This window comes from Klebsiella sp. JN_Kp127, from assembly GCF_040062505.1.
Taxonomy (GTDB): domain Bacteria; phylum Pseudomonadota; class Gammaproteobacteria; order Enterobacterales; family Enterobacteriaceae; genus Klebsiella; species Klebsiella quasipneumoniae.
This window is the reverse complement of the sequence record NZ_JBEAHS010000001.1, coordinates 174231-190817: the sequence shown is the minus strand read 5'-3', so window position 1 is coordinate 190817 and position 16587 is coordinate 174231. Positions and strand designations below refer to the sequence as shown.

Genomic DNA, 16587 nt, shown 5'->3' with positions numbered 1-16587 from the left:
CCTGGCTGCGTTCATGCACGCCCCGTCCGGCGCAATAACGCCAGCAGGAGTCTGGTTCTGTATCAGGAATAATCGGGCGTGGATAACCCACGCCCGCAACTCACATCACGATTATTTGCCGGTAAACTGGCTCAGGTTGTCTTTATCGACGCCCACATAGGGGACGCGAACAATCTTGTTGTCAATTTTCCAGTTGGTGCCTGCCGCAGCGTCTTTTCCGTCGGCCAGGTTTTTCGCCAGATCGAAGGTCGCTTTCGCCTGGTTGTTAGCATCATTCAGCACGGTACCGGCCATCGCGCCGGATTTCACCAGCGCCAGGGCTTCCGGCAGCGCATCCACGCCGAACACCGGAATGCTGCTCTTGTTGTGCGCTTTCAGCGCTTCAACCGCGCCCATAGCCATAGCGTCGTTGTTAGCGATCACCACTTCAATCTTGTTCGCATTCGGGCCGGAGAGCCAGGCGTCCATTTTGTCTTTCGCCTGGGCGGTATCCCACATGGCGGTGTCCATCTGCAGCTGCTGGGTCTTCAGGCCTTTATCATTCAGCTCTTTGATAACGTAGGTGGTACGCGCTTCCGCATCCGGATGGCCCGGCTCGCCTTTCAGCAGGACGTACTGGATCTGGCCGTCTTTATTCAGATCCCAGTTCGGGTTGGCTTTCCAGTGCTTGGCGATCAGATCGCCCTGAATAATCCCGGACTCTTTCGAGTCGGTACCGACGTAATAAGCTTTGTCATAGCTATCCAGCGCTTTACGGGAAGGCTCTTTGTTGAAGAACACCACCGGAATGTTCTGCCCGCGCGCTTTTTCGATGACCGTTCCCGCCGCAGCCGGGTCAACCAGGTTGATCGCCAGGGCTTTCACGCCTTTCGCCAGCAGCACGTCAATCTGATCGTTTTGTTTCGACTGGTCGTTCTGCGAGTCATTCATCAGCAGCTGGACGTCAGGCGCGGATTTGCCATCTTTTTCAATCGCCTTACGCACCACCGACATAAAGTTGTCGTCATATTTATAAATCGTCACGCCGATACGGGTATCTGCTGCGTGTGCTGCGGCGCCAAATAACAGACCAGCCATTACAGCAGAGAGGGTAAACACCTTCTTATTCATGGAATCTCCGGTTTTATTATGCAGGGTCATTTTTGTGAAAAAGTGCGGGCGGGATTTGTTGCATTAGTGTTACCGCACAACGCATTTCACGACGAAAATTCGGTCTTCCGTGTCGGGTAACGCTCCAGAAAAATACGACTCTAATACTCGTTTAACGCCTTGTTCCTACTGAAGAAAGTGAGGATTCCCCATCACCTCGCGGTTCAGACTGGTAAACGCTGCCATCATAATCAGGTGAATGTTAATATACTGTGAATTTACTCACAAATTGAAAGCGGTTACATCCCGCCGCCGCTTCAGTTAGTGATCGGCCCCACAGTTTGCCGCTGGGCAACGGAGTGACGGCGCACCAGGGTGGGCATAAAGCAGTGCGTCGCCTCGCGATCCAGCTTGCCGGCCGCCCCCAGCAGCGCCAGCTCAGTGGCCAGCTTCGCCATCGACATTACCGGATAGCGCACGGTGGTCAGCTGAGGATCGGTGTAACGGGAAATAGGAATATCATCAAAGCCAATCAGCGACAGATGCTGCGGCACGACAATGCCGTTGTCCTTCAGCGTGGTCAGCGCGCCGGCCGCCATGCTGTCGTTATAGGCGAACACCGCAGTGAGGCCGAGATTCCGCCCCAGCAGTTCGACCATCGCCGCTTCGCCGCCCTGCATGTCCGGGGAGCCGGACCCGACCCAGCTGTCCGGGGCGATGATGCCCTGCTCCTGCAGCGCTTTGCTCCACCCTTCCCGGCGCATATCGTCGTCTTCAATGCCGTGATTGGAGGAGAGATAACCGATGCGCTGGTGGCCGTGATTGAGCAGCATGCGCGTAGCCATCAGCGCGCCGCTAACGTTGTCGAGGCCGACGCAGCGATGGGCAAAGCCCGGCACGATGCGGTTGATCAGCACCATCCCCGGGATATGTTGCATAAAGTCGCTCAGTTCAGCATCGCTGAGCGCTTTAGAATGGACGATCAGCGCCGAGCAGCGCTGGCGGATCAGCACCTCGATGGCATGGCGCTCTTTTTCCGCCTCGTGATAGCTGTTGCCGATCAGCACATACTTATGATGCTGCTGGGCGACGGTATCCACCGCTTTCACCAGCGCGCCGAAGAAGGCATCGGAGACGTCCATCACCACCACGCCGATGGTATCGCTGACCTGGGTGGCCAGCGCCTGGGCGTTGGCGTTGGGCCGGTAGCCCAGCTGGGTCACCGCTTTCATCACCACGTCGCGCGTATCCGGACTCACCAGCGCGCTATTGTTCAGCACCCGCGACACGGTGGCCACGGATACGCCCGCCTGGCGGGCGACATCACGAATGGTGATCATACTCAGCGACCTTAAGAGAATTACAGCACGTCACATTCACCTCCTGTGCTCAGCAAGGAGGCTATTCTGGCAGCGACCCGCGGTCCGCTACGTGAGTGAGGTCACACGACTGGAAACGTTTACATCCGTTTTGTTTATGATTGTGATCGAGATCGTTATCTGGATGTGTCTTTCAATGATGTCCCTGACGCACGCAGGGTTAACTGACGCCACAGCCATTCCACCGGCCCCTGGCGGAAGCGGCGCAGCCAGAGTGATGACACGAGGAGGTTGACGGCCCAGATGGGGGGAACAAAGGCCAGCAGCTGCAGACGATCGAAGCGCATAAACAGCCCGAGATGATAAAACAGGGTGGTGCAGATCAGAGTCTGCAGCAGGTAGTTGCTCAGCGCCATGCGTCCGACGCAGGCGATAGCCCCCACCAGGCGGAAACGGCAGAGCTGCGGCCAGTAGCCCCAGGCCAGCGAGGCATAGCCGATAGCCTGCAGCGGAGCGCTCAGTTCACGCGGCGCCTGCAGTAAAAACGCGCACCAGCGATAGTCCCAGGCCAGATACCACTGGGCGACAATAGCCGGCACATTCACCGCCATCCCGGCTAGCACCAGCAGCGCGCCGGTGCGCCGATAGTGACGCTGGCTGAACTGCCCTTTCAGCCAGCCGCTGCGCATCAGCGCCGCGCCTATCAGCATCATCCCCGCCAGCTGCCAGCCATACTGCGCGCCGAGCGCCAACAGATTGTCCGACAGCATATCCGCCCGGTTGCTGACCGCCTCCATGCCGCCGTGCAGCTTCCAGTACTGCTCATACTGCAGATTGGCCGCGTCCGGTACCCAGGAGCGATTCGCGGCCGTCCCCGAGATAATCCCCAGCAGGACCAGCACCGCAATACCGGTGAGGTAGAGCACCACCCCGGTGTTAAACAGCGATTTAACATGCTGCGCCTCGCGCACCATGCGCCAGCTCACCAGCCCCACCAGGGCGTAGGCCAGCAGAATATCGCCATCCCAGAAGAAGAGACCGTGAATGAAACCAAGCAGCGCCAGCAGGGTCAGCCGCGACTGGATCCAGCGTTTACCGCGCGGGAGCAGGAGCTGCAGACCGGCGCCAAACAGCAGCGCGAACAGGGTAAGAAACTTCACCTGCGCCAGCAGGTCAAGGATCGCCCAGGTCCAGGCGTCGCTGAGGGTCGCGTTTCCTGACCAGGCCGGATTGAGGTAAGCGGCCTTCGGCAAGCCGAAGGCGCTGATATTGAGAAGCAGGATACCGAGGATGGCGACGCCGCGGACAAAGTCCAGCGTGACATTTCTCTCCATGTACCCTGCTCCGTTTTAGTTGTGGTGACGTACTGCGCGCAGGAATTCCTGGCGGGTATTCTGGCTGGATTTGAACAGGCCACCGAGGGAGGTGGTGGTAGTGGCGCTGGTCGCGTCGCGGATGCCGCGCGCTTTCACGCAGTAATGCACCGCGTCAATGGATACCGCCACGTTGCTGGTGCCGAGCAGCGTCTGCAGCGCGATCAGGATCTGCTGCGTGAGACGCTCCTGGACCTGCGGGCGCTGGGCGAAGAACTGCACGATGCGGTTGATTTTCGACAGGCCGATCACCGAATCTTTCGGGATATAGGCTACCGTCGCTTTACCATCGATGGTGACAAAGTGGTGTTCGCAGGTGCTGGTCAGGGTGATATCGCGCACGGTGACCATTTCATCGACCTTCATTTTGTTTTCAATGACGGTGATTTTCGGGAAGCGGGAGTAATCCAGTCCGGAGAAGATCTCATCGACATACATTTTGGCGATGCGATGCGGGGTCTCCATCAGACTGTCATCACTCAGATCCAGATTCAGCAGTTGCATAATCTCGGTCATATGACCGGTAATCAAACGCTTGCGTGTTTCGTTATCAATTTCTTGTACTGGCGCACGCATCGGCGTCTCCAGCCCACGAGCGACCAGCGCTTCATGAACGAGGACGGCTTCTTTACTCAGTGATGACATTTGGGTTTCTCCTGCAGGTGTGGCGCTCTTTGCTTTTTCTGGGGGCAAAGTTTGTATTCATTGTGCGTGAGGTGGCGCACAGAATCCAGTAGCCGTAACGATAATTATTGAAATTGGCGCTGCCTTTTATTAAGGCGCGAAGCCACGCCTCAGGCGCGACGCCAAATCCCTATCGCCGAATCCGGAATGATCCAACCGCTGTACGCATCCATAAGCGCCATCGCTACACCGGCATGTTGGCTATAAGTTGCATTAATGATGCAGTAAGTTCTCAAAAGGAGAAAGTGAAAGTTGCTCACCGGCTAATGAAATATCTGTATTATGAACGTTTACGCGCACATCCCTTCCGAGGAGCCTTGCATGGAACTGCTTGAAGAGCATCGCTGTTTTGACGGCCGGCAACAACGCTGGCGTCATCACTCCCCTGTCCTGAACTGCGCCATGACGTTCAGCATTTTTTTACCGCCTGAGCGCGAAACGCCGCCGCCGGTGCTGTACTGGCTGTCCGGGCTGACCTGTAACGATGAAAACTTTACCACCAAGGCGGGCGCTCAGCGCATTGCCGCCGCGCTGGGCATCGCGCTGGTGATGCCGGATACCAGCCCGCGCGGTGACGAGGTGGCCAACGATGACGGTTACGATCTGGGGCAAGGCGCTGGCTTCTACCTGAACGCCACCGAGGCGCCGTGGGCGGCGCACTACCGGATGTACGATTACCTGCGCGACGAACTGCCCGCGCTTATCCGCAGCGAGTTTACCGTCGGCGAGTGCTGCGCCATCAGCGGCCACTCGATGGGCGGTCACGGCGCGCTTATCATGGCGCTCACCAATCCCGGCCGCTACGCCAGCGTCTCCGCCTTCGCGCCAATCGTCAATCCCTCCCAGGTGCCGTGGGGCAAGAAAGCGTTTACCGCCTATCTCGGCGCCGATGAATCGACATGGCGCGCCTGGGACAGCTGCGCCCTGATGCAGGCCAGCCAGCCGGCGGACGCGGTGCCGACGCTTATCGATCAGGGCGATAACGATCCGTTCCTCGCCGGACAGCTGCAGCCCGCGGTACTGGCGGAGGTCGCGCGGCAGAAGGCCTGGCCGTTAACGCTGCGCATCCAGCCCGGTTACGATCATAGCTACTACTTTATTGCCTCGTTTATCGAAGACCATCTGCGTTTCCACGCGCAGCATCTCTTTAACTAAACGCAACCTGCGCCGCGACTCCACGTCGCGGCGCAGGCCATCGTTAAGCGCCAACGATCAGAAGCGATAATCCACGGCCATAAAGTAGCGACGGCCCTCTTCGGTATAGCTGTAGTCGTCCCGGTTGAGATCTTTATCGCCCACGTTCTGCACCCCGGAGCGCAGTTTCACGTTTTTGGTGACCTGCCACGCCGCGCCGACGTCAAACAGGGTATAGCCGCCCGGCGTTTTGCCGGTGGCGCTCACCGCGCGCTGCTGGCCGGTATAGTTGGCCGTCACGTAGAAGGACCAGTCGTCCAGCGGTTTCCAGTCAAGCGTGCCGTTGGCGGTATGGAACGGCAGCGTCTGCAGCGGTTTGTCGCCGCCGTTGCTCAGATCGCGACCATCGTTGTAGGTGTAGTTCACCGTCAGCTTCCACTCATCGCCGAACGGGATCTTCACCTCGGTCTCCACCCCTTTGATGCGGGCTTTGTTGACGTTGAAATAGCGGAAGATCGGCACGCGCTTACCGTTGACGGTTTTCCAGCCGACAAAGTTCGGGTAGCCCGGCGCTTCGCTGGCGCTGGAGGTGCGCAGAACATCAATCATATCGTCGACATTGTTCTGGAAGGTGGTGATGCTGCCTTCAACATCCTGCAGCCAGCCCTCTTCCCCACGATAGTAGAGACCAAGCTCGAAGCTTTCGCTGGTTTCCGGCTTCAGATCCGGGTTACCGATGATGCTGCACGAGCCGCGGCAGGAGTTGGTGGTCCAGTCGGGGTTAAGCTGCAGCAGCGACGGGGCTTTAAACGCCGTCGCCCAGCCGCCTTTGACGGTGACGGTATCGGTGGCGTTATACACCAGATAGGCGCGCGGGCTCCAGTGATCGCCATAGGTCTGATGGTCGTCCATACGAATGCCGGTGGTCAGCGCCAGCGGCTCGATGATGCGCCATTCGTCTTCAATAAACAGGGCGTACTGGCTGGCGGAGGTCGACTGGCCGCCGCTGCTCAGGTTGACCGGATCTTTCAGCTTGTCGTGGCGCCATTCGCCGCCGAAGGTCACCAGCTGGTTAATCATGTCCAGCGGCAGGACATACTTGCCGTCGATGGCATTGCTTTCCGAGGTGATGGTGGCGTTCTGCCCCGGATTTTTGTTATCCACCTTTTCGCCGTAAAACTTGAGCTCGCTGTTGCCCATCTCCCAACGGCCGTTATGGCTCAGGGAGTAGTTCTCACGCTCAAGGCGGTTGCGGTCAAGGGAATCGGAGTCGCGATCCTGGCGGTCAAAGCCATAGCCCGCGGTGAAATCGTGGTTGTCGTTCGGCGTCCAGGCGAATTCAACATTGCCATCGCGGCTGGTGAAGCCCTCGATGCGCGGCGTTTCGCCGGTGGCATTGCTGGAAGACTGCGGATCGTCCTTGGCGCGCTTCGCCAGGCTGCCGTAGGCCTTCATCCCGAGCACGCCGTCGATCAGCGGGCCGCTGGTGAAGAACTGGCCGTTCCAGGTATCGCCGCGGTCGCGGTGTTCCTGAATGGTGGTATCGGCGCTCAGCGTCCCGGTCCATTTCTGGCCGATTTTTTTGGTAATAATGTTGACCACGCCGCCGAGCGCATCGGAGCCGTACAGGGAGGACATCGGGCCGCGCACCACCTCGATACGTTCGATGGCATCCACCGGGATCCAGTTCAGGTCGAAGTCATTGTGGCGGAAGACGGCGTTCCGGGAGTTGACGCGTTTCCCGTCGACAAGGATCAGGGTATAGCTGCTGCTCAGACCGCGAATGCTGACGCCCTTGCGGTTATCCCCTTCGTTGGTGAGCTGGACCCCGGGCACATCGCGCAGTACGTCTTTCAGGTTCTGCACCGGCTTGCGCTGCAAATCCTGCTGGGTGATGACGCTGATGCTCGCCGGTGCGTCTTTGACGCTCTGTTCAGTGGCCGAGGCGGTCACCACCAGCGTTTCTTCATTCACATCGGCCAGGGCCGGAAACGCCAACGATACGACGGACGCAGACAATCCCGCCCGGATAAAAGGGTTTAACCTGAACATTCCAAATCTCCATGAGGTGTACAACCAAACAAACAAAAAGGTGCTGCTCACACGCGCTGGCGGCCTGCCGCTCTGTCGGCGGTAGACTCGCGCTGTTTTCTCGTCGATGTGGCTGGTCGCCCGATGTCAGTCTGTACACATGGCAGAGACGGGGGAGTGGCTTCATCCGTAATGGTCGGAAATGATAAAGATAATGATTTCTATTATCAATCTAATTATGAAGAATTGTGTCAGGCTGTAACCGTGTGGACATAAAAAAAGCCCTCTTTTCAGAGGGCTTTTATCGCACAATAGCGAAGATTAACGCTTAAAGCGGTCCGGGAAGGTCATTTCGCTGTAGCGAACGAAGCGGGTGCCTTTCGCCAGTTTGTACCCAAACCAGATGACGAGGAACAGCGGAATACCGATGTAGGTCGCCGCCACGCCGCCCCAGTCAATGGTGTCCTTGAGGAACGCTTCGTAGTTCTGTCCGAGGGTGATGATCAGGCACAGCACGAAGGCGAAGATCGGCCCCAGCGGGAAGAACCCGGAACGATACGGCAGATTATTAATATCGTTACCCTGCAGGACGAAGCCACGACGGAAACGATAGTGGCTGATGGCAATCCCCAGCCAGGCGATAAAGCCCGTCATCCCCGAGGTGTTCAGCAGCCACAGGTACACCGTCTGGTTACCGAACATCGAAGTCAGGAAGCACAGCGCCGCGATAACGGTGGTCGCATACAGGGCGTTGCGCGGTACGCCGCCACGCGACAGCTTCGAGAAAATGCGCGGCGCTTTGCCGTCGCAGGCCAGGGTATACAGCATACGCGTAGAGGCGTACATCCCCGAGTTACCCGCCGACAGAACGGCCGTCAGGATAACGGCGTTCATGATCGCCGCCGCCGACAGCAGACCGGCGTGCTGGAAGACCAGCGTGAACGGGCTGACGGAGATATCTTTAACGTCGTTGCGCAGCAGGCTCGGATCGGTATACGGAATGATCAGGCTGATAATCAGGATCGCGAAGACATAGAACAGCAGGATACGCCAGAAGACCTGGCGCACCGCGCGCGGAATGTTCTTTTCCGGGTTCTCAGACTCACCGGCGGCAATACCGATAAGCTCGGTGCCCTGGAAGGAGAAGCCGACAATCATCGCCACGCCGATCATCGCCGAGAAGCCGCCGGCAAACGGCGCATCCGCGATCCCCCAGTTGCTCCAGCCGGCAGGCTGCGCCCCTTTGAAGATGCCGACAATCATCATCACGCCGACGATGATAAAGATAATGACGGTGGCCACTTTGATCAGCGAGAACCAGTATTCCGCCTCGCCAAAGCCGCGCACCGAGATCCAGTTCAGCAGGAACATAATGCCGAGGAACAAGGCGCTCCAGATCCAGCCTGGGGTGTCAGGGAACCAGTAGCTCATCACCAGCTGCGAGGCCACGAGGTCAACGGCGATCGTTACCGCCCAGTTGTACCAGTAGTTCCAGCCCAGCGCGAAGCCGAAGCCCTCTTCAACATAATTCTGCCCGTAGGTGGCGAAAGAACCGGACACCGGCATAAACGCCGCCAGTTCGCCCAGGCTGGTCATCAGGAAATAGACCATCAGACCGATCAGAATATAAGACAGCAGCGCCCCGCCGGGACCTGCTTGCGAAATCGTTGCGCCAGAGGCAACAAAAAGACCCGTACCGATGGAACCGCCGATGGCGATCATGGTCAAGTGGCGCGCCTTTAGTTCACGACGTAGCGTGGGCGCTTCTGTGGTTTTAGTTTCCGAAACCATGTGATAATGCTATCCATCCAAAAAATGAGGCGCGATTGTAGCAGACGATCGGGGTTCCATCCGGTACAAATGCAAAGTTATAAGAGAGCTTCATGATCGACCGCAAATTATTAGTAAAGCACTAACCTGCGGAATTGCCAGCAAATTCCCCCCCTCTATCAGGCGATAAAGCCGGATCGCTACACCTGGCAATACTGCAGAAAACGTTGTAATGCTTTGGAAATATGCTTCTGCCGGTGGTGGATCCGCCACAGCGTGCGCGTCAGCCGGGGCAGCGGCACTTTCAGCTCCGCCAGCGTGCCGGAGGCCAGCTGTTCGGCAATCACCCGCCGCGATAAGCAGCTGATCCCCAGCCCATGGCGCACAGCGTGTTTGATCGCCTCCGAGTTGCCCAGCTCCATCCCCAGATGAAACGCCGGCAGATGCGACAGTAGAACGTAATCGACAATCTCCCGGGTGCCAGACCCATGCTCGCGCAGGATCCACGGCGCCTCGGCCAGCTGCTGCAGGGTCACCTCCCCCGCCAGCAGCGGCGAGTCAGGCGCGGCAAACACCACCAGCTCATCTTCCAGCCACGGCTCGGCGATAATATCGGCGGCATGGCACGGCCCCTCGATCAGACCGAAATCCACCCGCAGGTCGGCAACGGCGTTGATCACGTCCAGGCTGTTGCCCACGCTCAGCTCAACCGGCAGATCCGGGAAGTCATGGCGATAGCGGGCAATGATCTCCGGCATAATATAGTTGCCGATGGTGCTGCTGGCGTAGACCCGAATCGCCCCGTTGTCGCCGCGAAACAGCTGCTCGATCTCCAGGGCCCGCTCCAGCAACGCCAGGGCGCGCGGATAGAGCAGCCGTCCATGCTCATTGACCACCAGTCGCTTGCCGACGCGGTCGAACAGCTGTACACCAAGCTGCCCTTCCAGATCGGTAAGTGCGGCGCTGACCGCCGATTGCGAAAGCGCCAGCATCTGTGACGCCTGAGTGGTCGACCCACTCTTATGGACTTCGGCGAACACTTCCAGCTGCCGCAGCGTAATATGCATAACCCACCCGTTTAGTAATCCAGTCTGAATAACCTTCCTTACTATGGTGACACAAATCGAGGCGGCTGACGGAAGGAAAATCCCCTTACGTCACAAAATCATCGTCTTGCTGACAAGAGCAGCTCGCTTGCGCGCCTCACTCCCCTGCCCCGTTGTCGCCGGCGAAGCGGCCATTAACCACTTATTACGATTGATTATAAACATATAATCAATTTTATATTTAATCCCGCGCGGCGTAACCTTTAGGCAGACAAAGGAGAAGGTTATGACAGCACTCACTTTACCCACCAAACATCGTTCCCTGTGGCATTTTGTCCCAGGCCTGGCGCTGACCGCCGCCCTGACCGGCGCCGCCCTGTGGGCCGGTAGCTTCCCGGCCATCGCCGGGGCGGGCTTCAGCGCCCTGACCCTCGCTATTCTGTTCGGGATGGTCGTCGGTAACACGGTCTATCCGAAAATCTGGCAGCCCTGCGACGGCGGGGTGATCTTCGCCAAACAGTATCTGCTGCGCCTGGGGATCATCCTCTACGGCTTCCGCCTGACGTTCGCCCAGATTGCCGACGTCGGCGTGAGCGGTATTTTGATTGACGTTCTGACGCTCTCCAGCACCTTTTTCATCGCCTGCTTCCTGGGCCAGAAAGTGTTTGGGCTCGATAAGCACACCAGCTGGCTGATCGGCGCCGGCAGCAGCATCTGCGGCGCGGCGGCAGTGCTTGCCAGCGAGCCGGTGGTCAAAGCCGAAGCCAGTAAAGTGACCGTCGCCGTCGCCACGGTGGTGATCTTCGGTACCATCGCCATCTTCCTCTACCCGGCGATGTACCCGCTGCTGGCGCACTGGTTTACCCCGGAGACCTACGGGATCTATATGGGTTCCACCATGCATGAAGTGGCGCAGGTCGTCGCCGCCGGCCATGCGGTCAGCCCGGATGCGGAGAACGCCGCGGTTATCGCTAAAATGCTGCGCGTGATGATGCTGGCCCCGTTCCTGCTGTTCCTGGCGGCGCGTGTTAAACAGCTGACCCCAGCAGGTAACGGCGAGAAAAGCAAAATCACCATTCCGTGGTTTGCCATTATGTTCATCCTGGTGGCGGTGTTTAACTCCTTCCATCTGCTGCCGAAAGCGGTCGTGGAGATGCTGGTGACGCTGGATACCGTCCTGCTGGCGATGGCGATGGCCGCTCTTGGGGTGACCACTCACGTCAGCGCCCTGAAAAAAGCCGGGGCGAAACCGCTGCTGATGGCGCTGATGCTGTTCGTCTGGTTGATTGTCGGCGGCGGGGCCATTAACGTCGCCATCCACAGCCTGATGGCATAAAGCACTACATCTTTCTCCAGTTAAGCCGCTATCATTACCCACCCCCCAGCGGCTTTAACTGGAGTTTTTTTATGAAATACGTAGGAGCGCACGTGAGCGCCTCAGGTGGACTGGCCAATGCCGCCATTCGCGCCGCCGAAATCGAAGCAACCGCCTTCGCCCTCTTCACCAAAAATCAGCGCCAGTGGCGCGCCGCGCCGCTCAGCGACCAGACCATCGCCGAATTCAAAGCCGCCTGTGAAAAGTATCACTTTGGCCCCGGACAGATCCTGCCGCACGACAGCTACCTGATTAACCTCGGCCACCCGGTGGAAGAGGCGCTGGAAAAATCCCGTGACGCCTTCATCGATGAGATGACCCGCTGTCAGCAGCTGGGGCTGACGCTGCTCAACTTCCACCCCGGCAGCCATCTGCAGCAGATCCCGGAGGAAGAGTGTCTGGCGCGCATCGCCGAATCGATCAATATCGCGCTGGCGAAGACCGAAGGCGTCACCGCAGTTATCGAAAATACCGCCGGCCAGGGCAGCAACCTGGGCTTTAAGTTCGAGCACCTCGCGGCCATCATCGATGGCGTGGAAGATAAAACCCGCGTCGGCGTCTGCATCGATACCTGCCACGCCTTCGCCGCCGGCTATGACCTGCGCAGCGCCGAAGCCTGCGAGAAGACCTTTGCCGACTTCGACCGTATCGTCGGCTTTCAGTATCTGCGCGGCATGCATCTCAACGATGCCAAGAGCGCCTTCGGCAGCCGGGTCGACCGTCACCATAGTCTGGGGGAGGGCAACATCGGCCACGATTGCTTCAGCTGGATCATGCAGGACAACCGCTTCGACGGCATTCCGCTGATTCTGGAAACCATCAACCCGGATATCTGGGCGGAAGAGATAGCCTGGCTGCGGGCGCAGCAGATCGCCGAAGTGGCGTAAATAGAGACATAAAAAAAGGGCCGAACAGTCGGCCCTTTTTTATTGCGGAGAGATTATGCCGCTTTTTCGACTTCCGCTACCTGCGCTTCCGGGCGTTTCAGCACCGCGTAGGAGAGGCCCGCCACCAGCGTCCCGGCAACAATCGCCAGCAGGTAGCCCAGCACTGGCGTAATCGCCCCCGGGATCAGCAGAACAAACAGCCCGCCGTGCGGCGCCATCAATTTCGCGCCAATCGCCATCGAGATAGCGCCGGTTACCGCACCGCCGACGATACAGCAAGGCAGCACACGCATCGGGTCACGGGCGGCAAAAGGAATCGCCCCTTCAGAGATAAAGCACAGGCCGAGAACCAGCGCGGCTTTACCCCCTTCCCGCTGCCCTTTGTCGAACTTATTGCGGGCAACCAGCGTCGCGATACCCATCGCCAGCGGAGGCACCATACCGGCCGCCATGATCGCCGCCATCGGCGCGTAGGTCTGGGTACTCAGCAGGCCAACGCCGAAGGCATAGGCCGCTTTGTTCACCGGGCCGCCCATGTCGGTACACATCATCGCGCCGAGGATCGCGCCCAGCAGAACCGCGTTGGCGGTGCCCATGGTTTGCAGCCAGTGGGTCAGCCAGGCGAGGATACCGGCGACCGGTTTACCAATCAGGTAGATCATCGCCAGGCCCACGATCAGGCTGGAGACCAGCGGAATGATCAGTATCGGCTTCAGCGCTTCCATACTCTGCGGCAGTTTCAGCTTAGTGCTGATGGCTTTCGCCACGTAACCGGCAAGGAAACCGGCAATGATCCCGCCGATAAAGCCGGAGCCGCCGCTGACCGCCAGCATACCGCCGATAAGACCCGGGGTCAGACCCGGACGGTCGGCAATGGAGAAGGCGATAAAGCCCGCCAGCACCGGCACCATCAGCGCGAAGGCCGAGCCGCCGCCGATTTGCATCAGCGCCGCCGCGAGGGTGTCTTTCACTTCAAACGCTTTGATCCCGAAGGCAAAGGAGAGCGCGATACACAGGCCGCCCGCCACCACCATCGGCAGCATGTAGGAGACGCCGGTCAGCAGGTGGCGGTAGGCGCCCGCCGACTCTTTTTTACCTTCGCCAGCAGCCTGAGGTTTACCGGAAGGCTGGTACGGTTTGGCTTCAGCCACCGCTTTGTCCAGCTCCTGGGCGGTTTTCTTCAGCGCCAGACCGGTGGTGGTGCGATACATCGGCTTGCCGGCGAATTTCGCCAGGTCGACTTCGATATCGGCGGCGACGATCACCAGATCCGCCTCGGCCACCTCTTCCGGGGTGATAGCATTGCCCGCGCCGACGGAGCCGCGGGTTTCCACTTTCACCCACCAGCCGCGTTTTTTCGCTTCGGTTTCAATGGCTTCAGCCGCCATAAAGGTATGGGCAACGCCGGTCGGACAGGCGGTGACCGCGACAATACGTTTCGGTCCGCCGGTGGCCGCCGGGACTGCCGCGGCGGCAGGCGCCGCGTACGGCGTCGCGTGGCCTTTGGCTTCGCTGAGGAACAGCTCCGGGTGCGCCACGGCGCGATTAATATCGCCGAGGTAGACCTGTTTGCCGTTCAGCGCGCTGTCAGTGGGCAGCGCCGACCCGAGAACAATCACCAGTTCGGCGTCGTTCGGATTATCAATCAGTTCAAGGTGCGCTTTTGGCGCTGCGGCACCCAGCAGGGTTTTCGCCATATAGGCGCGCGCCTGTCCGAGTCCGGCATCAATAATCAGCAGCGTTTTCATTATGCCTCTCCTGCTGTCAATTAAAGGGTTGTAAGTCGACGCGCGCCATCATCGCGGCCAACTGGGTACGGTCGGTGATCCCGACGTTGCTCTGGCTGACGGCCAGGGCAGCGACGGCGGTCGCCAGGCGCAGGGTATGCTCGCTGGATTCACGCATCAGCAGGCCGTAAATCAGGCCGCCGACCATCGAATCGCCGGCGCCAACGGTGCTGACCACTTCGACTGAAGGCGGTTTGGCAATCCACTCGCCGGAGGCGTTCACCCACAGCGCGCCCTCTTCGCCCAGGGAAATCACCACGTGGGCGATCCCCTGCTCGCGCAGCGCATGGGCGGCGTCGATAACGTCTTTCATCTCCGGCAGCTTACGGCCAGCCCAGATCTCCAGCTCGCGACGGTTCGGTTTCACCAGCCACGGCGCCGCTTTCAGTCCGGCAACCAGCGCTTCGCGGCTGCTGTCGAAAATGATGCACGGGCACTGGCTGCGCAGACGGGTCATCCAGTCGGTAAAGGCCTCCGGGCTGACGCCGGACGGCAGGCTGCCGCTGACGCAGACCATATCGAACTGCCCCAGCCAGCTCAGGGAGTCGTTGACGAAGCGTTCCCAGTCGCCTGGGGTCACTTCAAAGCCGGAGAAGTTGAAATCGGTCACTTCGCCATCTTTTTCCGTCAGCTTAACGTTGATGCGGGTCCGGCCCTGCACCACCTGGAAACGGTTGGCGATCCCCAGCTCGCTGAACAGCTGCTGAAAGCCATCCTGGTTGTCTTTCCCCAGGAAGCCGCCGACGGTGACGTCAATGCCAAGATCTTTCAGCACTTTCGCCACGTTGATGCCTTTCCCGGCGGCGTGCAGGCCGGTGGTACGCACCAGGTTCACTTCACCGCGCTCGATCTCCGGGGTGAAGCCCACCAGATCGTACGCCGGGTTTAAAGTAATGGTTGCTACACGTCTGCTCATTTATGCGCCCTCCCCAAGGCCTGCGGCGATCGCTTCGCCAATCGCATCCAGCGCTTGTTGCGCATCCTCACCCTGCGCGGTAAAGCGCAGACGGTGACCTTTTTTCACACCCAGCGCCACGACCTTCATCAGGCTGCGGCCGTTGGCCGGCTTGCCGGAACCGTCGAGGTTAGTGACGGTGACGTCGCTGGAAAATTGTTTAATGGTGTTGACCAGCATGGTGCCCGGACGGGCATGCAGGCCGTGCTCATTGCGCACCACGAATTCGGCGCTCAGCACATCTTCGGCAATCGCGTCGTCGCTGGTCAGCAGCGCCAGCACGGTGGCGGCGTCGGCTTTCAGCAGATGGTCAGCTTTCTTGTCCAGCAGCAGCTTGCTCAGGCGGTTCAGCACCGCGGTTGGCTGATCGTCGGTCATCGCCACCGTGACCAGCAGGGAAACCGGCTGGCCGTCGCGGGTGAAGGCGGTGGCGGCGCGGCTGACCGCCACGGCGCTGCGCAGATTGCCTTCGGCGCTGTCGTTCAGCCAGATGCCCTGACCGAGGTTCAGCGGCGTATCGTTAATGACGTGGCTAACGAAAGCGGAATCCACAGCGCCTGCTTCTTTCAGACGCGCGGCGTTCAGCGCCTGCAGGGTCAGCAGATCGCTGGCCGCGACGTCGAGACTCAGGGTCTCGTTGTCCAGCTTCAGCGCTTCGCTCTGCTTCTCCCCCATCAGCAGCGCCCGCAGCTCTTCCGCGGTGGTGGCGGACTGCAGCTGGGCGGCGACCGCGTCATCGCTCAGCACATGGGTCAGCTGACGCAGCAGGCCGAGGTGTTCATCTGAGCTGGCGGCAATCCCGATCGCCACATAGGCGGTCTGCCCTTCGCCCCAGGTTACGCCCTGCGGGAACTGAAACACCTGAACGCCGGTCTTCAGCACCTGGTCACGCGTATCCGTCGTGCCGTGCGGGATCGCGATCCCGTTGCCGAGGAAGGTCGAGGTCTGCTGCTCGCGCGCCAGCATGCCGTTCACGTAGCCATCGGCCACGTTGCCGGCGCTGACCAGCGCGGCGGCGACCTGCCGGATGGCCTCTTCTTTATTACCGGCCTGCTGGCCGGGATGAATATCCTGCACAGATAACTGGAACATGGTTCTCCTCTCCTGCTGAATTGAATCGTTTCAGCTAACTTGAGA

At 59.5% G+C, this 16587-nt stretch carries 13 protein-coding genes; 3 read left to right on the top strand and 10 right to left on the bottom strand.

The window, feature by feature from the left end:
- Positions 1 to 111 precede the first annotated feature (111 nt).
- The 4 genes from mglB to folE all read right to left on the bottom strand — a co-directional run bounded on the left by mglB (position 112) and on the right by folE (position 4426).
- Complete coding sequence (gene mglB, locus ABLV04_RS00875; protein ID WP_023290441.1) at positions 112 to 1110, bottom strand: galactose/glucose ABC transporter substrate-binding protein MglB; 999 nt, start codon at positions 1108 to 1110, stop codon at positions 112 to 114.
- Positions 1111 to 1406: 296 nt separating this feature from the next.
- Positions 1407 to 2429: an HTH-type transcriptional regulator GalS gene (galS, locus tag ABLV04_RS00870; RefSeq protein ID WP_023290442.1), complete on the bottom strand. Its 1023-nt coding sequence runs from the start codon at positions 2427 to 2429 to the stop codon at positions 1407 to 1409.
- A 155-nt stretch (positions 2430 to 2584) separates the two neighbouring features.
- Entirely contained in the window at positions 2585 to 3742 is a 1158-nt protein-coding gene (gene yeiB, locus ABLV04_RS00865; protein ID WP_023290443.1) for a DUF418 domain-containing protein YeiB, read from the bottom strand.
- A 15-nt stretch (positions 3743 to 3757) separates the two neighbouring features.
- Positions 3758 to 4426: a GTP cyclohydrolase I FolE gene (gene folE / locus ABLV04_RS00860; RefSeq protein ID WP_023290444.1), complete on the bottom strand. Its 669-nt coding sequence runs from the start codon at positions 4424 to 4426 to the stop codon at positions 3758 to 3760.
- Positions 4427 to 4786: 360 nt separating this feature from the next.
- Between folE and fghA the strand changes: the two genes are divergently transcribed.
- Positions 4787 to 5620 (top strand): S-formylglutathione hydrolase, encoded by an 834-nt coding sequence (fghA, locus tag ABLV04_RS00855; protein ID WP_147733360.1) that lies wholly within the window; start codon positions 4787 to 4789, stop codon positions 5618 to 5620.
- Positions 5621 to 5677: 57 nt separating this feature from the next.
- On the opposite strand, the gene cirA is transcribed toward fghA, so the two are convergent.
- The 3 genes from cirA to yieE all read right to left on the bottom strand — a co-directional run bounded on the left by cirA (position 5678) and on the right by yieE (position 10467).
- A complete protein-coding gene (cirA, locus tag ABLV04_RS00850; protein WP_348815239.1) occupies positions 5678 to 7651 on the bottom strand; it encodes a catecholate siderophore receptor CirA in 1974 nt (657 codons plus the stop codon).
- Between the two features lie 300 nt (positions 7652 to 7951).
- On the bottom strand, positions 7952 to 9421 hold the full coding sequence (locus tag ABLV04_RS00845) for an amino acid permease (RefSeq protein ID WP_023290447.1): 1470 nt from the start codon (positions 9419 to 9421) through the stop codon (positions 7952 to 7954).
- A gap of 179 nt (positions 9422 to 9600) precedes the next feature.
- Positions 9601 to 10467, bottom strand: a complete 867-nt coding sequence (gene yieE / locus ABLV04_RS00840) for a DNA-binding transcriptional regulator YeiE (protein WP_004201638.1) — start codon at positions 10465 to 10467, stop codon at positions 9601 to 9603.
- A 265-nt stretch (positions 10468 to 10732) separates the two neighbouring features.
- On the opposite strand from yieE, the gene ABLV04_RS00835 reads away from it, so the two are divergent.
- Positions 10733 to 11782, top strand: a complete 1050-nt coding sequence (locus tag ABLV04_RS00835; protein ID WP_044524219.1) for a YeiH family protein — start codon at positions 10733 to 10735, stop codon at positions 11780 to 11782.
- Positions 11783 to 11853: 71 nt separating this feature from the next.
- Entirely contained in the window at positions 11854 to 12708 is an 855-nt protein-coding gene (nfo, locus tag ABLV04_RS00830; protein WP_023290450.1) for a deoxyribonuclease IV, read from the top strand.
- 53 nt (positions 12709 to 12761) lie between these two features.
- On the opposite strand, the gene fruA is transcribed toward nfo, so the two are convergent.
- Genes fruA through fruB form a run of 3 tightly spaced genes read right to left on the bottom strand, consistent with a single transcriptional unit; the run spans position 12762 to position 16542 of the window.
- Positions 12762 to 14456 carry a PTS fructose transporter subunit IIBC gene (gene fruA / locus ABLV04_RS00825; protein ID WP_044524221.1) on the bottom strand — a complete coding sequence of 565 codons (1695 nt, stop codon included), beginning with the start codon at positions 14454 to 14456 and terminating at the stop codon, positions 12762 to 12764.
- Between the two features lie 16 nt (positions 14457 to 14472).
- Positions 14473 to 15411, bottom strand: coding sequence for a 1-phosphofructokinase (fruK, locus tag ABLV04_RS00820; protein WP_002912941.1), 939 nt, complete (start codon positions 15409 to 15411; stop codon positions 14473 to 14475).
- Positions 15412 to 16542, bottom strand: coding sequence for a fused PTS fructose transporter subunit IIA/HPr protein (fruB, locus tag ABLV04_RS00815; RefSeq protein WP_180265802.1), 1131 nt, complete (start codon positions 16540 to 16542; stop codon positions 15412 to 15414).
- Positions 16543 to 16587: the final 45 nt, after the last annotated feature.

Excerpts from the sequence above, each read along its gene's own strand:
- fruA (WP_044524221.1), bottom strand. The coding sequence starts at position 14,456 with ATGAAAACGCTGCTGATTATTGATGCCGGACTCGGACAGGCGCGCGCC.
- ABLV04_RS00835 (WP_044524219.1), top strand. The coding sequence starts at position 10,733 with ATGACAGCACTCACTTTACCCACCAAACATCGTTCCCTGTGGCATTTT.
- yieE (WP_004201638.1), bottom strand. The coding sequence starts at position 10,467 with ATGCATATTACGCTGCGGCAGCTGGAAGTGTTCGCCGAAGTCCATAAG.
- fruK (WP_002912941.1), bottom strand. The coding sequence starts at position 15,411 with ATGAGCAGACGTGTAGCAACCATTACTTTAAACCCGGCGTACGATCTG.
- cirA (WP_348815239.1), bottom strand. The coding sequence starts at position 7,651 with ATGTTCAGGTTAAACCCTTTTATCCGGGCGGGATTGTCTGCGTCCGTC.
- folE (WP_023290444.1), bottom strand. The coding sequence starts at position 4,426 with ATGTCATCACTGAGTAAAGAAGCCGTCCTCGTTCATGAAGCGCTGGTC.
- mglB (WP_023290441.1), bottom strand. The coding sequence starts at position 1,110 with ATGAATAAGAAGGTGTTTACCCTCTCTGCTGTAATGGCTGGTCTGTTA.
- fghA (WP_147733360.1), top strand. The coding sequence starts at position 4,787 with ATGGAACTGCTTGAAGAGCATCGCTGTTTTGACGGCCGGCAACAACGC.
- fruB (WP_180265802.1), bottom strand. The coding sequence starts at position 16,542 with ATGTTCCAGTTATCTGTGCAGGATATTCATCCCGGCCAGCAGGCCGGT.
- yeiB (WP_023290443.1), bottom strand. The coding sequence starts at position 3,742 with ATGGAGAGAAATGTCACGCTGGACTTTGTCCGCGGCGTCGCCATCCTC.
- ABLV04_RS00845 (WP_023290447.1), bottom strand. The coding sequence starts at position 9,421 with ATGGTTTCGGAAACTAAAACCACAGAAGCGCCCACGCTACGTCGTGAA.
- nfo (WP_023290450.1), top strand. The coding sequence starts at position 11,854 with ATGAAATACGTAGGAGCGCACGTGAGCGCCTCAGGTGGACTGGCCAAT.
- galS (WP_023290442.1), bottom strand. The coding sequence starts at position 2,429 with ATGATCACCATTCGTGATGTCGCCCGCCAGGCGGGCGTATCCGTGGCC.